This is a genomic window from Amycolatopsis sp. TRM77291, assembly GCF_054166285.1.
Window position 1 is genome coordinate 5,979,737 of record NZ_JBSZHF010000001.1, and the last position, 19,852, is coordinate 5,999,588.

The 19,852-nt window shown below is 68.8% G+C and carries 21 protein-coding genes; 8 read left to right on the forward strand and 13 right to left on the reverse strand.

Translation table 11 applies throughout. From position 1 onward, the window contains the following. Positions 1 to 36 precede the first annotated feature (36 nt). The 4 genes from ACXIZN_RS27395 to ACXIZN_RS27410 all read right to left on the reverse strand — a co-directional run bounded on the left by ACXIZN_RS27395 (position 37) and on the right by ACXIZN_RS27410 (position 4,581). Positions 37 to 1,773, reverse strand: a complete 1,737-nt coding sequence (locus tag ACXIZN_RS27395; RefSeq protein ID WP_457957800.1) for a hypothetical protein — start codon at positions 1,771 to 1,773, stop codon at positions 37 to 39. A gap of 114 nt (positions 1,774 to 1,887) precedes the next feature. After that, positions 1,888 to 3,009 carry a bifunctional RNase H/acid phosphatase gene (locus ACXIZN_RS27400; protein WP_457957801.1) on the reverse strand — a complete coding sequence of 374 codons (1,122 nt, stop codon included), beginning with the start codon at positions 3,007 to 3,009 and terminating at the stop codon, positions 1,888 to 1,890. Beyond that, complete coding sequence (locus tag ACXIZN_RS27405; RefSeq protein WP_192746495.1) at positions 3,006 to 3,743, reverse strand: zinc ribbon domain-containing protein; 738 nt, start codon at positions 3,741 to 3,743, stop codon at positions 3,006 to 3,008. Before ACXIZN_RS27405 ends, ACXIZN_RS27400 begins: the two co-directional genes overlap by 4 nt. A 16-nt stretch (positions 3,744 to 3,759) precedes the next feature. Next, complete coding sequence (locus ACXIZN_RS27410) at positions 3,760 to 4,581, reverse strand: Nif3-like dinuclear metal center hexameric protein (RefSeq protein WP_457957803.1); 822 nt, start codon at positions 4,579 to 4,581, stop codon at positions 3,760 to 3,762. 31 nt (positions 4,582 to 4,612) lie between these two features. On the opposite strand from ACXIZN_RS27410, the gene ACXIZN_RS27415 reads away from it, so the two are divergent. Beyond that, complete coding sequence (locus ACXIZN_RS27415; protein ID WP_457957805.1) at positions 4,613 to 5,167, forward strand: chorismate mutase; 555 nt, start codon at positions 4,613 to 4,615, stop codon at positions 5,165 to 5,167. Between the two features lie 371 nt (positions 5,168 to 5,538). Here the strand turns inward: ACXIZN_RS27415 and ACXIZN_RS27420 are convergent, their stop codons facing one another. Then, a complete protein-coding gene (locus ACXIZN_RS27420; RefSeq protein WP_192746498.1) occupies positions 5,539 to 5,859 on the reverse strand; it encodes a hypothetical protein in 321 nt (106 codons plus the stop codon). A gap of 130 nt (positions 5,860 to 5,989) precedes the next feature. On the opposite strand from ACXIZN_RS27420, the gene ACXIZN_RS27425 reads away from it, so the two are divergent. The 3 genes from ACXIZN_RS27425 to ACXIZN_RS27435 are packed head-to-tail and all read left to right on the forward strand — an operon-like array spanning position 5,990 to position 7,971. Continuing rightward, a complete protein-coding gene (locus tag ACXIZN_RS27425) occupies positions 5,990 to 6,451 on the forward strand; it encodes a low molecular weight protein-tyrosine-phosphatase (RefSeq protein WP_126736548.1) in 462 nt (153 codons plus the stop codon). A 23-nt stretch (positions 6,452 to 6,474) separates the two neighbouring features. Further along, the gene (locus tag ACXIZN_RS27430; RefSeq protein ID WP_457957806.1) at positions 6,475 to 7,296 is read left to right on the forward strand and encodes an SURF1 family cytochrome oxidase biogenesis protein; all 822 of its coding nucleotides are present in this window, start codon (positions 6,475 to 6,477) and stop codon (positions 7,294 to 7,296) included. A 54-nt stretch (positions 7,297 to 7,350) separates the two neighbouring features. After that, positions 7,351 to 7,971, forward strand: a complete 621-nt coding sequence (locus ACXIZN_RS27435; protein WP_457957808.1) for an FMN-binding negative transcriptional regulator — start codon at positions 7,351 to 7,353, stop codon at positions 7,969 to 7,971. Between the two features lie 319 nt (positions 7,972 to 8,290). Here ACXIZN_RS27435 and ACXIZN_RS27440 read toward each other — a convergent pair whose 3' ends face one another. Together ACXIZN_RS27440 and ACXIZN_RS27445 are read right to left on the reverse strand one after the other, a co-directional pair. Next, a complete protein-coding gene (locus ACXIZN_RS27440) occupies positions 8,291 to 9,232 on the reverse strand; it encodes a cobalamin biosynthesis protein CobD/CbiB (protein WP_457957810.1) in 942 nt (313 codons plus the stop codon). A 52-nt stretch (positions 9,233 to 9,284) separates the two neighbouring features. Further along, positions 9,285 to 9,980, reverse strand: coding sequence for a FadR/GntR family transcriptional regulator (locus ACXIZN_RS27445; protein ID WP_457957811.1), 696 nt, complete (start codon positions 9,978 to 9,980; stop codon positions 9,285 to 9,287). Between the two features lie 103 nt (positions 9,981 to 10,083). On the opposite strand from ACXIZN_RS27445, the gene ACXIZN_RS27450 reads away from it, so the two are divergent. Genes ACXIZN_RS27450 through ACXIZN_RS27465 form a run of 4 tightly spaced genes read left to right on the forward strand, consistent with a single transcriptional unit; the run spans position 10,084 to position 12,818 of the window. Further along, on the forward strand, positions 10,084 to 10,578 hold the full coding sequence (locus ACXIZN_RS27450) for a gluconokinase (RefSeq protein ID WP_457957813.1): 495 nt from the start codon (positions 10,084 to 10,086) through the stop codon (positions 10,576 to 10,578). Further along, positions 10,575 to 11,942, forward strand: a complete 1,368-nt coding sequence (locus tag ACXIZN_RS27455; RefSeq protein WP_457957815.1) for a GntT/GntP/DsdX family permease — start codon at positions 10,575 to 10,577, stop codon at positions 11,940 to 11,942. Before ACXIZN_RS27450 ends, ACXIZN_RS27455 begins: the two co-directional genes overlap by 4 nt. 43 nt (positions 11,943 to 11,985) lie before the next feature. Beyond that, complete coding sequence (locus ACXIZN_RS27460; protein ID WP_457957817.1) at positions 11,986 to 12,312, forward strand: ArsR/SmtB family transcription factor; 327 nt, start codon at positions 11,986 to 11,988, stop codon at positions 12,310 to 12,312. Continuing rightward, on the forward strand, positions 12,309 to 12,818 hold the full coding sequence (locus tag ACXIZN_RS27465) for an SRPBCC family protein (RefSeq protein ID WP_457957818.1): 510 nt from the start codon (positions 12,309 to 12,311) through the stop codon (positions 12,816 to 12,818). The genes ACXIZN_RS27460 and ACXIZN_RS27465 overlap by 4 nt, the downstream gene beginning before the upstream one ends. A 64-nt stretch (positions 12,819 to 12,882) precedes the next feature. Here the strand turns inward: ACXIZN_RS27465 and ACXIZN_RS27470 are convergent, their stop codons facing one another. From ACXIZN_RS27470 to ACXIZN_RS27495, 6 genes are read right to left on the reverse strand one after another with little or no spacing between them, the layout of a single operon-like run. After that, the gene (locus tag ACXIZN_RS27470) at positions 12,883 to 13,887 is read right to left on the reverse strand and encodes an N-acetylglucosamine kinase (RefSeq protein WP_457957820.1); all 1,005 of its coding nucleotides are present in this window, start codon (positions 13,885 to 13,887) and stop codon (positions 12,883 to 12,885) included. After that, on the reverse strand, positions 13,872 to 15,137 hold the full coding sequence (locus ACXIZN_RS27475) for a 6-phospho-beta-glucosidase (RefSeq protein WP_457957822.1): 1,266 nt from the start codon (positions 15,135 to 15,137) through the stop codon (positions 13,872 to 13,874). The genes ACXIZN_RS27470 and ACXIZN_RS27475 overlap by 16 nt, the downstream gene beginning before the upstream one ends. Then, a complete protein-coding gene (locus ACXIZN_RS27480) occupies positions 15,134 to 16,027 on the reverse strand; it encodes a carbohydrate ABC transporter permease (protein ID WP_457957824.1) in 894 nt (297 codons plus the stop codon). Before ACXIZN_RS27480 ends, ACXIZN_RS27475 begins: the two co-directional genes overlap by 4 nt. Beyond that, on the reverse strand, positions 16,024 to 17,013 hold the full coding sequence (locus ACXIZN_RS27485) for a carbohydrate ABC transporter permease (protein WP_192746522.1): 990 nt from the start codon (positions 17,011 to 17,013) through the stop codon (positions 16,024 to 16,026). The genes ACXIZN_RS27480 and ACXIZN_RS27485 overlap by 4 nt, the downstream gene beginning before the upstream one ends. A 4-nt stretch (positions 17,014 to 17,017) precedes the next feature. Next, a complete protein-coding gene (locus tag ACXIZN_RS27490; RefSeq protein ID WP_457957826.1) occupies positions 17,018 to 18,400 on the reverse strand; it encodes an extracellular solute-binding protein in 1,383 nt (460 codons plus the stop codon). 10 nt (positions 18,401 to 18,410) lie between these two features. Further along, a complete protein-coding gene (locus ACXIZN_RS27495; protein WP_457960607.1) occupies positions 18,411 to 19,661 on the reverse strand; it encodes an ROK family transcriptional regulator in 1,251 nt (416 codons plus the stop codon). Positions 19,662 to 19,852 lie beyond the last annotated feature (191 nt).

The window sequence follows — 19,852 nt, forward strand, 5'->3', positions numbered from 1 at the left end:
GATGCGGTGGACCGCATCCAGAGGACTAAACGCGGGTTACGGGAGGTAGACGGTCTGGCCCGGATGCATGGTCGGGCCGCAGTCCTTGAGCGGGCCGCCGAAGCGGGCCTTCTCGACCTCCGGCATGGTCTTCGCGGCGTAGTCCTGGACGGCCTTCAGCTTGTCCGGGCTGGTGATGGCGTCCTTGCGCACGAAGTCACCGTTCCGCGGGCCGCTGCCCGGGTACACGAAGATCGGCTCGTAGTCGCGGTCGATCCGCGGGTCGACGGTGATGCCGTTGCCCGCGGCCCACGGGCCCCACGAGTGGATGAAGGTCGGCTTGACCTTGTCGAACACGTAGTCGCGCAGGCCGGGCATGTCGCCGTTCTTGACGAAGTCCGCGACGTCCGCCTCGACCAGCCCGGCCATGTCGACCAGGTGCAGACGGCTGGTCATCGACGAGCCGCCGAGGTCGGGCAGCAGCAGCGACGCCTGCTGGAGACCGAGGATGTCGGCCATGGTGTTGAAACCGCGGCCGAAACGGTCGGCGATGAGGCACGCGGGGACCGTCGGGACCTCTTGGAACTTCTTCGACGCCGACGCGAAGCCCATCCCCGACGGGATCGCGGCCGCGACCAGCACGAGCACCACGACGGTGCGCAGCACCGCGCGCGAGCGGCGCATCAGTTCACCGGCGGCCAGCGTTCCCGCCAGCACGCCGAGGATCCAGATCGGGGTCGCGAACCGGTGCTGGCCCATCCAGTCCGGGACCATCACGCCGTACGCGATGATGCCCAGCGCCAGCGGCACCAGCAGCGCGATCAGCGCGCGCCGCCATTCCGCGCGGACCAGCGCGTAACCGATGGTCAGCGCCAGCAGGATCGTCCCGGCGACACCGGCGTAGCCGACCAGTTCGAACGGCTGCTTCAGCGCCGAAAGCCCGGGCAGGCCCTGGCCCTTGGCGATGGACGGGTTCGCCAGCAGCCTGCCGAACTCCGCGATCCGCCAGGCGAGGTACGCCCCGAACGGGATCGCGAACGCGACCACGGACACCACGATCAGCTTGATGCTCTGGCCCAGGAGCGGCTTCCGCAGCTGGAACAGCACGACGAGCGGGTACGCACCGCCGTAGATCAGGCCTTCGGGGCGGGTCAGCGCGGCGAACGCGACCAGGACCCCGGACCAGATCGCGACCTTCGCGGTGAGGACGGTGTCCTTGCGCACGGCCACGAACAGCAGGGCGGCGAGCCAGGCGACGGCCATCCCGAACAGGGAGTTCTCCAGGCCGGAGATGGTCCAGATGACGAACGACGGGATCGCGGCGAGCGTCAGCCCGACGACCAGCGTCGCCAGCCAGGCGAAGCGCGCGAAGATCTGCTTCGCCATGATGTGGCACGCGGCCAGCGTCCCGGCGGTGAACAGGAGCCCCAGCAGCTTCGGGAACATGACGTAGTCGGGGAGGCCGAACAGCATGCCGCTGTCGAAGACACCGACGAGCTTGCCGAGCACCAGCGCGACCAGCCACGTCGAGTTCGACCAGCCCTCGACCGACGGCTGCCCTTGCTGCAGCACCGGGCCGAGCCCGTCGGCGAAGCTGCGCGCGTAGGAGAAGGTGATGGCCGCGTCGTCGACGATCCAGTGGCCGTAGAGGGTGGCGTGCCAGGCCAGCGCCGCCACCCCGGCGAGCACCGCCAGGTACGGCGCGACACGGGCGGCCAGGCCACGACGGGCCGGCGTCTCGGCCGGGTCGGGCACGTCTTTTTCGGAAGCCTCGCTGAGTGCGCTCGCCGTCATGTCCCCGTCTTTGCCTTTTCGCTCACGTGCCGTCGCCCGAAACTGTAGCCAATACCCCATTGGCGGCTTCCGACGCGTCATATCCAGGCGTGATCCGCGCCACACCTTCCCCGATCAGGAAAGATGCGAGATGTCGTTCACCAGCCGCACCGACGCGTTGCCGTCCGGATAGAACTCGACGATCGACAGCGACGCCAGATCCAGATGCAGGCGGAACAGCAGCGACGGCCCGGCGTCCAGGCCCATCCGCAGCAGCGCCTTGATCGGCGTGACATGGCTGACCAGTACGAGCGTCCGGCCGCCGTACTTCGCGATCAGTTCGTCGCGGGCCTTGCGGACCCGCCGGTGCACGCCGTCGAAGCTCTCGCCGCCCGGCGCCGCGATCGAGGTGTCGGAAAGCCAGCTGGTCTGGAATTCGGGGTCGCGGTCCATGGCCTCCTTGAAGGTGAGGCCTTCCCAGTCGCCGAAATCCGTCTCGATCAGCCCGGGGTGGGTCTCGACCCGGCCGCCGAGCGCGTCCGCGATCGCCTGCGCGGTCTGCTGGGTGCGGATCAGCGGTGAGGCGATGATCGGCGCGGCCTCGCCGTCGACGACCAGGCCCTCCATCGCGCCGAGGCGTTTCGCGGCGGCGGCCGCCTGCTGCTTGCCGTGCTCGGTGAGGGGCACGTCGCCCCGGCCGGAGTACCGCTTCTCGACCGACATCGCCGTCTGGCCGTGCCGCACGAGGAGGAGTTTGGTCGGTGTCCCGGTCGCGCCGGTCCAGCCGACCGGGCTGACCCTGTCCTGCTTCACGGTCTTCTTCGGCGCTTCCGCCTGCTTCTCGGCCTCGCGCCCGGCGTCCATCGCCTCGTTCGCGAGCCCGTCCGCGTGGGAGTTCTCCGCGCGCGGGATCCACTCGTAGCGCACGCGCGAGAACCGCGCCGCCAGCTCCTTGGCCTCGGCGTTGAGCGGCTGCATCGACGGGTGCTTGACCTTCCAGCGCCCGGACATCTGCTCCACCACGAGCTTCGAGTCCATCCGGACGTCCACTGTGGACGCTCCGAGCTCGGCGGCCGCGGCGAGCCCGGCGATCAGGCCGCCGTACTCGGCGACGTTGTTGGTCGCGATGCCGACGTACGCCTTGCGCTCGGCGAGCACCTCGCCGGTGGCCGCGTCCTTGACGACCGCGCCGTATCCGGCGGGCCCCGGGTTGCCCCGCGAACCACCGTCGGCCTCGACGAGCACGTGGTCGGTCACAGGCCGGACTCCAGCGTGCGCACCAGGATGGCGCCGCAGTTCTCGCACTGGATGACGTTGTCCTCGGGGGCCGCCTTGATCTCGGCGATCTCGCGGCGGTCGATGTCGAGCTGGCACGCGCCGCAGCGGCGGGCCCGCAGCAGCGCCGCGCCGATGCCCTTCTGCGCACGGACCCGCTCGTACAGCTTCAGCAGGTCTTCCGGGAACCGCGGCAGGAGCTTGGCGCGGTCTTCGTCGCGGCGGGCCTTCGTGGTGTCGAGGTCGGTGAAGTGCTCGTCGCGGCGGCTGACGGCTTCGGCGACCTCGTTCTCGGCCTTCGCGACCTCGGCGCTGGTGCGCTGGGCGTCCAGCTCGAGCGCCTCGCGGCGCTCCATCAGTTCGAGCAGGTCGTCCTCCAGCGCGGACTGGCGCCGGTTGAGGCTGTTCAGCTCGTGCTCGATGTCGGTCATCTGCTTCGCCGCGACGGAACCGGATTCGAGGAGCTTGCGGTCGCGGTCGCCGCGGGCGCGCACCGACTCGATCTCCTTCTCCTGGCGCGCGATCTCGCGGTCGAGGTCGGACGCCGCGGTCTGGACCGAGACCAGCGCGTCACGTCGTTCACGCACCGTCTTCTCGCCCGCGTCGATCTCGGCGATCTCCGGCAGGGTGCGGCGACGGTGGGCGGTACGCGAGAGTTCCGCGTCCACCTTCGCGAGTTCGAGCAGCTGGCGCTGGACGGCGGGATCGGCCTTCACGGTGCTCCTTGGATTGTCAGTGCTCGGTTCGGGTGGCCCGTAGCGTCCACGGGTCGGTGCACCTCGTGGAGACGTGAACGTCGACGTTACCCGCAAACGCGGCACGGACGACGGCCGAGGCTTGCTCGCACCACGGCCATTCGCTCGCCCAGTGCGTGACGCCGACCAGGGCGGGGACTTCGGCGATCTCGGCGAGATGCTCGCCGGCGGGATGATGCCGGAGATCGGCCGTGACGTACGCGTCGACACCGGCCGCGGTGGCGCGCTTGAGATAGCTGTCGCCGGAACCGCCCGAGACCGCGACACGGCGGATCGGCCGTCCGGGATCGCCCGCGCCGTAGACGCCCGGCTCCGTGCGCGGCAAGGCGTTCGCGACGCGTTCGACGAAGGCGGAGAACGGTTCGGGCTCGGGCAGCTCGCCGATTCGCCCGATACCGGTGACGCCGTCCTCGCGGGGGTCGAGCGGGCCGAGGACGGTCAGGCCGATGGCGTCGGCGAGCGCGTCGGAAACGCCGGGCGACGCGGAATCGGCGTTGGTGTGCGCGCAGTAGAGAGCGACTCCGGCGCGGATGAGGCGGTGCACGAGACGCCCTTTGGTGCTGTCGGCCGGCACGCCGTGGACGCCGCGCAGCAGCAACGGGTGGTGCGCGACGATCAGCCGCGCGCCGCTGTCGATCGCCTCTTCGACGGTCTCGTCGACCGGGTCGACACAGAACAGGACCTTGTCCACCTGCTCGGCCGGGTCGCCGCAGACGAGTCCGACGGCGTCCCACGATTCGGCGAGTTCGGGCGGGTACGCCTGCTCCAAGGCGGCGATGACTTCGGCTAGCGCGGGCACCTGGGGATTTTCGCATGTAGCGTTTCCGGGCATGCGACTTCGGGTGCTCTGTGCCGCCTCGCTGCTTCTCGTGCTGCTACCGGCGCCCGCGTCGGCGTCTTCGGGGCTCTGGGAACTGACCGACCTGGCCGCTCAGCGCGTGCAGATCGCCGACAAGGTCGCGGCCGCGAAGTTCGGCACGCCGTCGCCGATCGACGATCCGGTGCGCGAACAGCAGATCCTCGACTCAGTGGCCGCGAAGGCGCCCGGTCTCGGTCTCGATCCGTCCGCTGTGGTGCGGTTCTTCCGCGACCAGATCGAGGCGAACAAGGTCGTGCAGCGCGGCCTGTACGCGCGGTGGACCGAGCACCCCGGCACGCGGCCGCCCGGACGGCCCGATCTGGGGACCGAGGTGCGGCCGGTGATCGACCGGCTGAACGCGGGGCTGCTCACGGAACTCGCGGCCACGCGGGACGCTCGAGCGCGGCGGTCGTGCGATGCGCGGCTCGCGGTCACGGTGCGGCTGACCGACGCGCGGCGCGGGCTGGACCGGCTGCACTCGGGGGCGCTCGCGGAGTCGGTGCGGTCTGCCTGTGTGCGGCGCTGACCTGCGGAAAGGGAGCAAGGGACCTTTGCTACCGCTTCGAGGTGTGTGGATTTAGAGACGTTGAGTGTCCCTATCTCCACACACCCCCTACCGCGGGTAGTGACCGTGTGGATTTTGGTGCGCTGGGTGACCCGACATCCACACAGTGCCCGCCGGGGGAGCAAGGGACCTTTGCTACCGCTTCGGCCGCGGCCCGTGTCGCGAAAGCCACTTTCAGGACGTCAGATGTCCCGAAAGTGGCTTTCGCGATCGCGAAAGCCACTTTCAGGACGTCAGATGTCCCGAAAGTGGCTTTCGCGACATCCCCGAGGTCGATCACCCAGGCCGCTGACCTGCAGAAAGGAAGCAAGGGACCTTTGCTACCGCCCGGCTCAGTCCAGCGCCTTCGCGTCCTTGCTGATCGCCCAGCGGCCGGCCGCGCGCACCACGCGGCCCGTCCACAGCATCGCCCGGTAGGCCTTCGTCGCCTGATCGGGCAAGTCGGGCCGGACGACCTGGTACGGCGCGACGGACGCGCTCGACCGGAGGTGCAACGGCATCCTGGTCATCGCCTCTTTCGGCGATCTCGCCTGGACGAAGTGGTGCTCCGACAGGATCCGCCCGACCTCGTAGGGGTGCGGAAGCTTGACGGTGATGCGGTACCAGCGGAGCCCGGTTGCCGGCGACTCGACGCTGGGTGTTGGTGCGCTCATACGCGACCTTCCTGCGTGTTTCTCTCCAGGAGGTCTACTCCCGCTTCGTCCCGGCTTTCCAGCTTCGCGCGCCCGGCAGCCGTTCGGAGCCGGTGAACGGTCGATCTCCGGCGGCCATCACACTGATCGGGTGCTGCACATCGTCTTCGTCTGTTCCGGCAACATCTGCCGTTCCCCGATGGCCGAGCTCGTCTTCCGCGCGAAGGCCGAGGAAGCGGGTCTCGATCACCTCGTCCAGGTGTCCAGCGCCGGAACCGGCGGCTGGCACGTGGGCGAGGCCGCCGACAAGCGGGCCCGCGCGAAGCTGGCCGAGCACGGTTACCCGACCGGCCACGTCGCGGCCGAGGTCGACCGCGGGCATCTGGCCGCCGACCTGCTGCTCGCGGCGGACGAGAGTCACCTGTCGTTCCTTCGGCGCAAGGTGTCGGACCCGGCGAAGGTCCGCCTGCTGCGCGAGTTCGACCCGTCCGCGCCCGAAGGAGCCGAGGTCCCGGACCCGTACTACGGCGAGGACGACGGTTTCGAGGACGTCCTCGGCATGATCGAGCGGGCCGTTCCCGGCCTGCTCGACTGGGTGCGCGCACACGCCTGAGACCGACCGCTTACCGTGGTGGGGTGCGGTTGAAGTTCCTGCTGAAGCCCGGGTGGCTGGCGTTGACGTTGGTGGTGTTCACCTTCGCCATCACTTGCTTCACCCTGCTGGCACCGTGGCAGTTCTCCCGCAACACCGAGCGCGAGCACCAGAACGCGGCGCTGCGGGAGTCGTTCTCCGGCCAGCCGCGGTCGCTGGACCAGCTGCTTCCCAACGGGGCCGCCCCTGATCAGCGCACCGAATGGCACCTGGTCGCGATGAAGGGAACGTACCTGCCCGAGGGCGAGGTCGTGGCCCGCCTGCGCTCCGTACAGGGCGAAGCGGCGTACGAGGTCCTGACGCCGTTCCGGACCGTCGAGGGCACGGTCGTGCTGGTGGACCGCGGATACGTCCGGCTCGACGACAAGTCGCGCGCGCTCCCCTTCGCCCCGCCTCCCACCGGAACGGTCGACATCGTCACGCGGGCCCGTCACGACGAGAAGGACGGGAAGAACCGCGACGCCTTCGCCGACGAGTCGACGGGCGGGAAGCTGCAGAGCTACGTCGTCGATTCCCAGGTCGTCGCGCGGGCCGCGAAGCTGGACATCCGGCCGGGCTACTTCCAGCTCGACGTGAACCAGCCCGGCGTGCTGGGCGCGCTGCCGCTGCCGCAGACCGACGCCGGGCCGTTCTTCTCCTACGCGCTCCAGTGGATCGCGTTCGGGGCGATGGCGCTGATGGGCTGGCTGTACTTCACCGTCCGCGAGCTGAAGCCCGGCGGCGTGCTGGCCACGGAACGGCCACAGCGGCGCAAGAGCGTCGCGGAGATGCTGGCCGAGGACGAACGCTCCGAAGTGGCCACCTGATCTGGCGCGAAAATGGCCCTTTCATAGGTCCATTCCGCGTGATCCCCTTCGATCATGTTGATTCACCCGTGGGACGCCGCCCACGACGACGCCGAATGGCAGGCCTGGCTCTCCGCACACGATTTCGGCCAGCTGATCGCCGGCGGCGCGGGCCGCGACCTGCCGATCGTCAACCCCGCGCACTTCGTCTACGACGGCGACCGAACGGTCCTGCTGCACCTCGCGCGCCCAAACCCGGTCTGGCCGTTGCTGGAGGAACACCCGCGCGCCCTGCTGTCGGTGATCGACGACCACACCTACATCCGCTCCGATTGGAACACCCCGGCCGACCCGCCGCACGGGGTGCCGACCTCGTACTACGCGTCCGTCCAGCTCGAATGCGACGTCCGGCTGATCGACGACGCCGCGGAGAAGGCCGCGCTCCTCGACCGGCAGCTCGCGCATTTCGAGCCCGGTTCGGACCGGCTGGGGGTGAGCGCCACCGAGGCGCCGGACAAGCGGGTTCTGCCCGGCATCCGCGGGGTCGAGCTGACCGTGACCGGGGTGCGGGCGAAGTTCAAGTTCGGCGGGAACAAGCAGCCCGCCGACCGGTCGCGGATCGACGCGGAGCTCGCGCGGCGCGACGGCCCGATGGACGCACGGGCGCGGGCGCAGCTGGCGCGACGGGAGCGGTAGCAAAGGTCCCCTGCTCTCTTTTCGCAGGTCAGAGCCCCAGGTGGTAGCAAAGGTCCCCTGCTCCCCCGCGCGGCGGCCCCGAGCGCGGGCAGGATCGGAAGAGGATGTCGCGAAGGTGCCCCTTTGGGACGCTCAACGTCTCAAAGGGGCACCTTCGCGACATCAACGCCCGAGTCAGCGCCGCCGTCGCCAAAACCCGACGACACCCGCAAGCACGACCGAGCTGAGCGCGCCCAGCCACCCGACCACCCGCNGCGAAGGTGCCCCTTTGGGACGCTCAACGTCTCAAAGGGGCACCTTCGCGACATCAACGCCCGAGTCAGCGCCGCCGTCGCCAAAACCCGACGACACCCGCAAGCACGACCGAGCTGAGCGCGCCCAGCCACCCGACCACCCGCGAGAGTTCGACGGCCCGCGTCACGTGTCCGGCGTCCGGGTTGCGGCCGATACCGAGCACCGGCAGTTCCTCGACCCCGTGCGGATACACCGTCCGCCCGCCGACCCGGATCTCCAGCGCCCCGGCGAACGCGGCCTCGACACGGCCCGCGTTCGGGCTCGGGTGCGCGGTGGTGTCCCGCCGCCACGCCCGCCACGCACCGCCAGCCGAGCCGCCGACGACCGGTGCCGCGAGCACGGTCAGGCCGGCCGCGACCCGCGTGGGCACCAGGTGGACGACCTCGTCCAGCCGGGCGACGAGCCACCGGTATCGCTCGGGACGTCCGCGTCCGAGGCCGCGCAGCAGGCTGATCGCACGCGAGCCGAGCAGACCGGGGACACCGGCCAGTGCTCCCCACACCAGCGGCGCGATGACGACGTCGGCGGTGTTCTCGGCGAGCGTCTCCACCGAAGCGCGCGAGAGGCCGATGACGCCGAGATCGTCGGCGACACGGGGGTCCAGTGTGGACAGTGTGCCGCGCGCGGTCTCGAGTTCGCCTTCTTCGAGGTCCCGCGCCAGTGACGTGCCGTGCGCGGCCAGGCCGGCGGCGCCGAGGACGGCCCAGGTGGTCACCGCGGTCGTGGTCGCCTGCAGGACGGGGCTGCGCCGTCCGGCGCGTTCGGCGAGGACGCCCGCCAGCACGGCGGAGCCCGCGAGTCCACCGGTCCACAGGATTCCGGCCGCCGGATGCTTCGACCGTACCTTCGCGTCCACCGCCGAAGCCGCCCTGGCGAACACCGTCACCGGACGCCTGGACCGGGGGTCTCCGATCACCCCGTCCGCGGCCACCCCCAACACCAAGCCGATCGCGCGCGCCGCGCTCACGTCGCCCCCCGCATGCAGTATCCCTCGAAGACCTGCAGAGATTACTCGAAGATCATCCGTCCAGGAGGACGGCCATCTCGTCACGCGCCTGGATGACGATGTCGCGCATCGCGCGTTCTGCCCGGCCGGCGTCACCGGCGTCGACGGCCGCGGCGACCTCGACGTGCAGGGCGACGGCTTCGGGTTGCGGCTGCTCCGGCATCAGCCCGTGCCCGGTGCGCCCGGCGAGCACCGCGGCGACGACCGCCGAAAGCTGCGCGAACATCGGATTCCGCGACGCGGACAGCAGGAGATCGTGGAACGCGACGTCGTGCCCGAGGAAGGTTTCGAGGTCCCGCTGACGCGCCGTCTCCTCCAGTCTCTTCGCCAAGGCCCGGAGACGGCCGCCTTCTTCCGGGGTCGCCCGCAGCGCGGCATACCGGGCGGCGCACGGTTCGACGCCGGAACGCAGTTCGGTCAGGGTGCGCAGCGCGGTCTTCCGCTCGGATCCGTCGAGCTGCCAGCGGAGCAGTCTCGGGTCGTAATGGTTCCAGTCGCGCGGCTCGCGCACGATCACCCCGACCCGGCGCTTGCTGCTGGTCAGGCACATCGTTTCGAGGACGCGCACCACCTCGCGCGCCACCGTGCGCGACGCGCCGAACCGTTCTTGGAGCTCCTCCGAGCGCAGGACGGAGCCCGGCGGGAGCTCCCCGTTCGCGATCGCGGAGCCGAGAGCGTCGAGCACTTCGGCATGCCTGTCGTTGCCCACCAGGCGACCATAACGTTCTGACTCGATTAAGTAGTACTTGATGTTGCTTAAGTAGTACTTTTGAGCTGTACTCGTCCCGGCTACAACGACGTGGGAGGTACGGATGACCGTCATCGTGGTGATGGGCGTTTCCGGCTCGGGAAAGACGACCGTGGGCACGGCACTCGCCGAGCATCTCGGCGTCGATTACGCCGAAGCGGACACGTTCCATCCGAAGGCGAACATCGACAAGATGAGCTCCGGCCACCCGCTGAACGACGAAGACCGGCAGCCCTGGCTCGAAGCCATCGCCGACTGGATCTCCGATCACCAGTCCACCGGCGGCGTCGTGACGTCCTCCGCGCTCAAGTACCGCTACCGCGACATCCTGCGCGGCGGTGGCGACGTCTGGTTCCTGCATCTGCACGGCGACCGCGACCTGCTCGCCGACCGGATGAGGACCCGCTCCGGCCATTTCATGCCGGTGTCCCTTTTGGACTCCCAGCTCGCCGACCTCGAACCGTTGCAGCCGGACGAATTCGGCCTCGTCGCCGACATCGCGAAGACGCCGGAAGAGATCGTCGAAACCGCCCTTTCCGCTTTCAAGGACCGCCGATGACCACCACTCTCGCCGCCGCCTGGACCGGACACGACACCCGTCTCATCGGCGCGACGGTGCTCGCCATCGCCGTGATCGTCGTCCTGATCACCAAGGCGAAGCAGCATCCGTTCCTGGCCCTGATCCTCGGCTCCGGCGTGCTCGGGCTCGTCGGGGGCATGCCGGTGGACAAGCTGATCAAGAGCTTCAGTTCCGGCGTCGGTTCCACCGTCGCCTCGGTCGGCGTGCTGATCGCGCTCGGCGCGATGCTCGGCAAACTGCTCGCCGACTCGGGCGGCGCGGACCAGATCGTCGACACCATCCTGCGCCGCGCGGGCGACCGCGCCCTGCCGTGGGCGATGGCGCTGGTGGCCGCGCTGATCGGGCTGCCGATGTTCTTCGAGATCGGCCTGGTCATGCTGATCCCGGTGATCCTGCTGGTCGCCAAGCGCACCGGGAAACCGCTGCTGATGCTGGGAATCCCCGCGCTCGCCGGGCTTTCGGTGCTGCACGGTCTCGTCCCGCCGCACCCCGGGCCGCTCGCCGCCGCGGGCGCGCTGAACGCGAACGTCGGCCTCACCCTGGCCTTCGGCCTGCTCGTCGCGATCCCGACGGTGATCATCGCCGGGCCACTGTTCGGCAAGCTGGCCGCGAAGATGGTCCCCGACGCCGTCGCGCCGGAACGTCTCATCCCGGAATCGTCCTCTTCGGACGGACGACGGCCCGGTTTCCTCGCGACGCTGTCCACCGTGCTGCTGCCCGTCGTGCTGATGATGGGCAAGGCGCTCGCGGACATCCTGCTGGAGAAGGAGAACCACGTCCGCCGCGTGCTCGACTTCATCGGCGACCCGCTGGTGGCACTGCTCGCCGCGGTCCTGCTCGGCATGCTCACCCTCGGCAAGTCCGCGGGCTTCACGCGGGACAAGCTGTCGTCCACGCTGGCGGACTCGCTGCCGCCGATCGCCGGCATCCTCCTGATCGTCGGCGCGGGCGGCGGGTTCAAGCAGACCCTGGTCGACGCCGGGGTCGGCAACGTCATCACCAGCCTCGCCACCGGTGCCAACCTGTCGCCGCTGCTGCTCGGCTGGCTGGTCGCGGTCGCGATCCGGCTCGCGACCGGCTCCGCGACGGTCGCGACCGTGTCCGCCGCCGGCATCGTGGCCCCGCTCGCCGCGACCATGGACCCGTCGCACAGCGCGCTGCTGGTGCTCGCGATCGGTGCCGGTTCGCTGTTCTTCTCCCACGTCAACGACGCCGGGTTCTGGCTGGTCAAGGAGTACTTCGGGCTTTCGGTCGGGCAGACGCTGAAGAGCTGGTCGATCATGGAGACGGTCATCTCGGTGGTCGCGATCGCGCTGATCCTGCCGCTGGGCGCTCTGCTGTAGCCGAGGGTTGACACGTGACCTTTTGGTCACCTATTCTTCCGATGTGCACGACGACGACCTGGTTTTCAAGGCCCTGGCGGATCCGACTCGCCGGTTCCTGCTCGACCAGCTGTTCGCGCGTGACGGCCGCACGCTGACCGATCTCGAGTCCGAAGTGGACATGAGCCGGTTCGGCGTGATGAAGCACTTGAAACTGCTGGAAGAAGCCGGACTTGTCGTCACGCGCAAGGAAGGCCGGGAGAAGAAGCATTTCCTCAACCCGGTACCGATCCGGCAGATCCACGACCGGTGGATCGACAAGTTCACGGAGCGCAACGTGGCCGCGTTGCTCGATCTCAAGGCCGAACTCGAAAACGAGGAGCCCTCATGACCGACACCCAGGTTTACCGCGTCTACATCAAGGCCACCCCGGAGAAGATCTGGGACGCCATCACGAAGCCCGAATGGTCGCGGAAGTACGGCTACACCGGTCTCGTCGACTTCGACCTGCGGCCGGGTGGCAAGCACGCCACCCACCCCACGCCGGAATATGTCGAGGCGGGGTTCACGAACGACCTGGTCGACGGTGAGGTTCTCGAGGTCGACCCACCGCGCAAGCTGGTCATCACCTGGAAGCTGCTGATGGACCCGTCCTTCGACAAGGAGCCGTACACCAAGCTCACCTATGAGATCGAAGAGACGAAGACCGCGGGCACCCGGCTGACCGTCACCCACGACGTCACCGACGCGCCCACGACGGCCGCGCTGGTCAACGGCTCTCAGGAGGACATCAACGCCGGACCGGGCGAGAACGCCGGTGGTGGCTGGCCGTGGATCCTGTCGGACCTCAAGACGCTGCTGGAGACGGACGAGCCGCTCGTCCCCGCCGCTTCTTGAGCCGATGGTCCGTGATTGCCTCCTTCCCTACTCTCAAGGTAGGGAAGGAGGTATTCACGGACATTCAGACCCGTTTGGTGGCGGCCTTGAGAGAGGCCTTCGCGGCGGCAGAAGCACCGATGGTGTCCAGCGCGAACAACGCCGCGCCGACCACCGGGGCGACGTCGACCACCTGGATCGCGGCCTGCGGCGCCACCTTCAGGCACCGCCGCTCAATCTCCGCGATCACCTGCGCGCCGACCCCGGTCAGCACTCCCCCACCGAGGATGACCTCCGGTGCCTCCTCGGTGAGCTCCAGCCGTCGCAGGATGACCGACACCAGGAGGGCGACCTCCTCGACGAACCGGTCGACCACGTCCTGCGCCACCTCGTCGCCGCCCGCCGCGACGGCGAACAGCAGCGGGCACAGGGCGTGGATGGAGTCGGAGTGCAGTTCCCCGAAGTGCAGGCGCTCAACCACTTCCAGCACCGAAGACGTCTTGAAGTGCGCGGTGACGGCGGTTTGCAGAGCCGTGCCGGGGCCTCGGCCGTCCTCGGCGCGGACGGCCCACCACAGCGCCTCCTCGCCGAGCCGGTAGCCGCCGCCCCAGTCGCCGGAGATCTTTCCCAGCGCGGGAAACCGGTGCTCACGGCCGTCGGCGCTGACGCCGGCCCCGTTGATCCCGGCGCCGCACACCACCGCCACGCCCGTCCCGTCGGTACTGCCCGCGCGCAGCAGCGCGAGCGTGTCGTTGCCGACGATCAGCGTGTCGCTCCAGCCGCGCGCGGCCAGCGCGGCGTGCAGGATCGCTTCCTCCTGAGGGAAGTCGAGCCCCGCGAGGTAGGCCGACGTATGTGTCGCGAAAGGACGATCGGCGGGAAGCCCTGCCCCGCGAAGGGCTTCCAGGGCCAGCTTCTCCAGTGCCTGGACGCTGCCGTCGACCCCGATGTTCTGCGGGGACGCACCCGGCCCTCGCGACTGCCCGAGCACCCGTCCGTCGCGGGAGACGATCAGGACGTCGGTCTTGCTGTTGCCGCCGTCGATCGCGACGACGACGTCGGATGAGCCGGCCGTCATGCCCCCGCCCACGGCAGGAACTCGCGGTTGATCCGCACCAGCGAGTCGGCGAGCTGATCGGCCTTGGTGTACTGGCCGACCAGCGGATGCGCGAGCAGCGCGTCGGCCACCCGGTCGCGGCCGCCCTTGATCGCCGCCTCCAGCGCGAGGTGCTCGTACGCGGTCGCGCCGGCGATGAGCCCGGCGAACCGCTGCTCCACCGGCGGTTGCGGGATCGGGCGCGGCCCGTCACCGTCCACAAGGGACGGAACCTCGATGACGGCGTCGTCCGGCAGGAAGTCGAAGGTGCCTTCGTTGCGCACGTTGACGACGTGCTCCTCCGCCGGGCCACCCGAGGTGAGCGCGTGCACGAGCTGCACCGCGGCCTCGGAATAGTAGGCGCCGCCCCGCTTTTCCAGCTGCTCCGGTTTGGTCACCACCTCCGGGTCGAGGTAGACCTTCAGCAGTTCCTCCTCGACGTCGCTGACGACGTCCGCGCGCGGCCGCTCGGTGCGCTGCTTCGCGACCTGCTCGTCGTGCCCGTAGTAGTACTTCAGGTAGTACGACGGCACGACGTTCATCCGCCGCATCCATTCGACCGGCGCGGTGACGTGCTCGCCGAGGAATTCCGCGTGCTCCGCCAGCAGTTCCGGCAGCCGGTCCTCGCCGTCGACGAGCACCTTCCGCTCCCAGCTCAGGTGGTTCAGTCCGGTGTGGACGAGTTTGACGTCGTCGACGCCGGCGCCGAGCAGATGCGCGAACGTGCGCTGGAGGTGGATCGCGACGTTGCACAGCCCCACGGCGCGGTGGCCCTCGTTCAGCAGCGCACGGGTGACGATGCCGACGGGGTTGGTGAAGTTGACGATCCACGTGTCGTCACCGGCGATCTTCCGCACCCGGTCGGCGATGTCGAGCACCACCGGAACGGTGCGCAGCGCCTTCGCGAGGCCGCCCGCACCCGTGGTCTCCTGCCCGACACAGCCGCAGGCGTGCGGGAACGTCTCGTCCCCGCGACGCGCGCGCTGCCCGCCGACCCGCAGCTGGATCAGCACCGCCGACGCCCCGTCGACGCCCTCTTCGAGACTCGACGTGGTGCGGACCCGCGCCGGATGCCCGGCGTGGCTCAGCAATCGATTGCTGAAGTCCCCGACCGCCTCCACCCGGTACGCGTCCGGATCGATCAGCACGATCTCGTCGACGTCCAAAGTGGACCGCCGTCCGGCGATCCCGTCGATCAGTTCGGGCGTGTAAGTGGACCCACCACCGACGACTGCCAGTTTCATCCCTTGACCCCTGTGAATGTGATGCCCTTGACGAAGGACTTCTGCGCGAACACGAACAACACGATCACCGGCAGCATGATCAGCGCGGTGGCCGCCATGGTGAGGTTCCATTCCACGTGGTGCATGCCGCGGAACGACGCGATCGCCAGGGAGAGCGGCCAGCTGTCCCTGGTCTCGCCCGTGTAGAGCAGCGGACCGAAATAGTCGTTCCAGGTGAACAGGAAGCAGAACATCGCGGTGGCCGCGATCCCCGGCTTCGCCATCGGGATCAGGACCTTGACCATCGCCTTGAACTCGTTGCAGCCGTCGATCTTCGCCGCTTCGAGGTAGTCCTTCGGAATGGTGAGGAAGAACTGCCGCAGCAGGAAGATCGAGAACGCGTCGAAGAAGAAGTACGGCGCGATCAACGGGATCAGCGTCCCGGTGAACCCGAGCCGCACCCACAGGTCGTACAACGGCACGACGGTGACCTGCGGGGGCAGCATCATCGCGGCGACGGTCAGCATGAAGAACAGGTTCTGCCCGCGGAACTTCAGCTTCGAAAGCGCGTACGCGGCCGGGATCGCCGAGACGAGCGCCCCGACGGTGGCCAGTGTCGAATACAGCATGCTGTTGCCGAAGTACTGCAGCAGCGGCGCCTTTTCGAACACCTCGATGAAGTTCTCGAAATGCCATTCCTTCGGCCAGAAGTTCGACGAAAGCGCCTGGTCGCTGGACATCACCGCGGTGAGGAACACGAACAGGATGGGCAGCATGAAGATCACGCCCATCGCGATGCCCACGCTGTGTGTCGCGATCCAGTAGAGCTTCTTGTCCCATTGGCGCCGCATCCGCACCTTCGGCGGTTCGGACGCCGGGGCGGTGTGCCTGGGCTCGGCCAGAGTGGTCATCCGCCCTCCTCCTGATGCTGGGACTTACGCAGCTGCCGGACCAGAATCCAGGTGAACCCGGCCGAGACGACGAACAGCAGGACCGCCATCGCCGCCGCGTAACCCATGTTGAAGTACCGGAAACCCTGGACGTACAGCCAAACCGGATAGGTCAGCGTCGAGTTCTGTGGTGCGCCGATGAACTTCGTGTTGCCCGCGACGTCCGCCGCTCCCGCCGCGGCCGATCCCGCGACGATCGCCTGCGTGAAGAACTGCAACGCGAAGATGATCGAGTTGACGATGCCGAACAGCAGCACCGGCGAGATCGAGGGCAGCGTGACGTGCCAGAACCGGCGGACCGGCCCGGCGCCGTCGAGTTCCGCGGCCTCGTACTGCTCCTGCGGCACGTCGAGCAGCGCCGCCAGGATGATGATCATCAGCTCGCCCGAACCCCACATCACCAGCAGGGTCAACGCCGGCTTCGACATCGCCGGATCGTTGAACCACAGGCCGCCGTCGATGCCGACGAAGTCCAGGAACGCGTTGACCGGGCCGTATTCCGGGTTGAACAGGAACACGAACGCCAGGGTCGCCGCGGCGGGCGGGGCCAGCGAAGGCAGATAGCACAGCGTCCTGACCAGGCCGACGCCCGATTTCAGCCGGGAGATGACCGAGGCCACGCCGAGCGCGAACACCACCCGGCACACGGTCAGGACGATCACCAGCCACAACGTGTTGTACGCGGCGGTACCGACCAGCGGCTCACTGGTGAACATCCGGACGTAGTTGTCGAAGCCGATGAACTCCGGCGCGTTGATCAGGTCGTACCGGGTGAACGAGTAGTACACCGTGGCGATCAGCGGGTACCCGAAGAAGATCAGGAAACCCAGCATCGCCGGGGCGATGAAGTAGAAGACGGTGCGACGGCGGCGCGCCGCGTTCCCCTTCCGCGTCCGGGTGGACGCGGAAGGGGAGGCGACCGCCCTGGAATCCAGGGTCGAAGTCATGCGATCAGCCGCCGGCGCGCTTCTGGGCCAGCTCGTCGTTGATCTGAGCGTCGACCTGCTTCAGACCCGCGACCATGTCCGGGACGTTGCCCGCCTGCCACTTCTCGGCGAAGTCGTTGACCGCCTTGAGGTGCGCGTCGCCGATCGGCGTCGACGGGTTCGGCGTGAGCTTGCCGCCGTTGTACAGGTCGAGGAACGTCTTGAACTCCGGCGTGACCTCGAGCTTCGGGTCGGTCAGCGCGGCCTTGGTGCTCGGGACGTTCTTCAGGCCGTTCGACAGCTCGACCAGCGTCGACGTGTCGAGGGTGACCTGCTTGATCAGTTCCCAAGCCGCGCCGGGGTTCTTGGCGCCCTTGGGGATCGCGATGATCGTGCCCGTGGTGAACGCGCCGCCGTAGCGGTCGGGCTTGCTGTCGAGCACCGGCGGGGCCGCGGTGCCGAACTTGAGCTCCGGCGCCTGGTCCTTGATGAACGCGGTGCGGTACTCACCGTCGATCATCATCGCGAGCTTGCCGCGCTGGAAACCGTGGTCCGCCGAGTACTCCTCGCCGAGACCGGCCTTGAACTGCTCGACCTTGGCGTGGCCGCCGTAGAAGTCCACCAGCTGCTTCTGGAAGTCGAACATCGCCTTCCACTCGGGGCTGTCGGCGAGGTGCGACTGGCCGTCGGGGCCGAGGTAGCTGGCGCCGAAGTTCGGGGCCCAGTACTGCGCCATGTTGGCGTAGAACGGCATCGACGGCAGGAAACCGGCGACCTTGATGGAGCCGTCCGCGTTGAACTCGGTCAGCTTCTTGGTGGCCTCGAACAGTTCCGAGGTCGTCTTCGGCGGCGACGTGACGCCCTTCGCCGCGAACATGTCCTTGTTGTAGTAGAAGCCGTAGACATCGGCGAGCAGCGGCATGGCGCAGCGCTTGCCCTGGAACTCGGTGTAACTGCGGACCGCGTCGGGGATCTGCGTCAGGTCGATCTTGTCGCGGTCGATGTAGGGCTTGAGATCCTGGAAGCTGCCCGTCGAGCACCACGCGCCGAGGTTGTCGGTGAAGAACGAGATCGCCACGTCCGGCGGGTTGCCACCGCGGATGGACTGGGTGATCTTGTCGTCGTCCTGCTGGCCCTCGTGCTTGATCTCGATGTTCGGGAACTTCGCCTTGAGCTTGTTGAGCCCGGCGGTGACCACGTTGTACTCGCGGTCGGTGAACTTGCTGTAGACGGTCAGTGTGAGCTTCGCGTCCGCGGCGGGGGCGGCCGCCGCGTCGCCCGCCCCACCGTTCGGGCCGCTTGCGGCGCCCGAACAAGCGGACACCAGTGCGGCGACGGTGACCGCGCCGAGCACTATCGAGCCGCGCCAACGGCGGCCACTTCTCCGAACCTGGGTCGTGGAACTCATGACCCTCCTCCTAGTTGGTTGGGGCGGGAGACGGTGGTTCTGTTCGTGAATCCGGGATCGCCACGATCGGATTGGGCTCTCCCGCCCCGGACCGCCCGGGCCCGAGGAGCGAAGGGGTGTTGACGCCGAAGACGTCCCGGCGGACGGTGGCGAGCGCCGATTGGAGCGCGCCCGCCCGGACCGCGTTGCCCTGCACCGAAGCGACCCCGACGGGGGTGCGAGGCAGGACCAGTTCGTGCAGCCTTTTCGCGACCAGCGCGGCGAACTCGTCGCCACCCGCCCGGCTGGTGTCACCGGAAAGGAGTACGAGTTCGGGGTCGACGACAGCGATCAGTCCGGCGGCTCCGCCCGCGACACGGCGGGCGAGGTCGTCGAGGAAGGCTTCGTTGTGGCTTTCGCGCGCCTTGGTGACGGCGTCCGCGCCGGCTTCGGCCTCGATGCCGTGCGCGGCGGCCAGCTCGACGACGGCCGGAGAGGCGACCAGATCGCCGAAACGATCTCCCGCGCGCGGCTTTTCCTTCGGCGTGGCAACGGAAACCGGATCGGGCACGCGCATCCAGTCGATCTCGCCGCCACCGCCGGTCGCGCCGCGCAGCAACCTGCGGCCGACCACCACCGCACCGCCGACGCCGTCGCTGAGCCAGATCATCACGAAGTCGTCGAGGCCGACGGCCTGGCCGACCGTCATCTCCACGATCGCGACGAGGTTGACGTCGTTCTCGATGGTGACCTCGACGCCGAGCTCCCGGCTGAGCCTGCGCGGCACGTCGAAACCGAGCCAGCCGGGGATGTGGGGCGCCGAGGAGAGCAAGCCGGTGCGGGGATCGAAGGCACCCTGCGCGCCGATGACGACGTGGCGGAGATCGGTGGCGGCGAGCCCGGCGCTGTTCGCGACGCTGGTGAGCGCCGCGCCGAACGTGCCGACGACGTCCGCGCCCTCGTGGACCGGCAGCGGGACCTGGTACTCGGCGAGCACCGCGCCCGTGACGTCGGCGACCACGAAGTCGGCCTGCTGCGGCGTCAAGTCCACGGCCGCGACGTAGGCGACTCCGCCGTTGACCTGCCAGAGCTGCGCCCTCGGCCCGCGGCCCCCGCCGCGGACGCCCGCCTTGGTGACGACGTCGTCCTGTTCGAGGCGCGTGAGCAGCTGCGCCGTCGCGGGCTTCGACAGGCCGATGGCGACTTCGAGCTCGGAGCGCGTCAGAGGGCCGTCCCTGAGGAGGACCTCGATGGCCGCGCGATCGTTGATCTCGCGCAGCATTCGCGGACTGCCGGCTCGCACTTGGGTTCGCTCCCGACTTCGTTAGGAAACTTTACAGACGGTTTCCGGGGACTGTAGTGAGCCGAGCCACAGCCGTCAACGGCGCGGGGAAACGGGGAGGTAACGCTTGGCGTGTTCCGCACAGTGGGTATGGGTACCGGTGCGGAGGGTTGCCACACACGATCACCTGC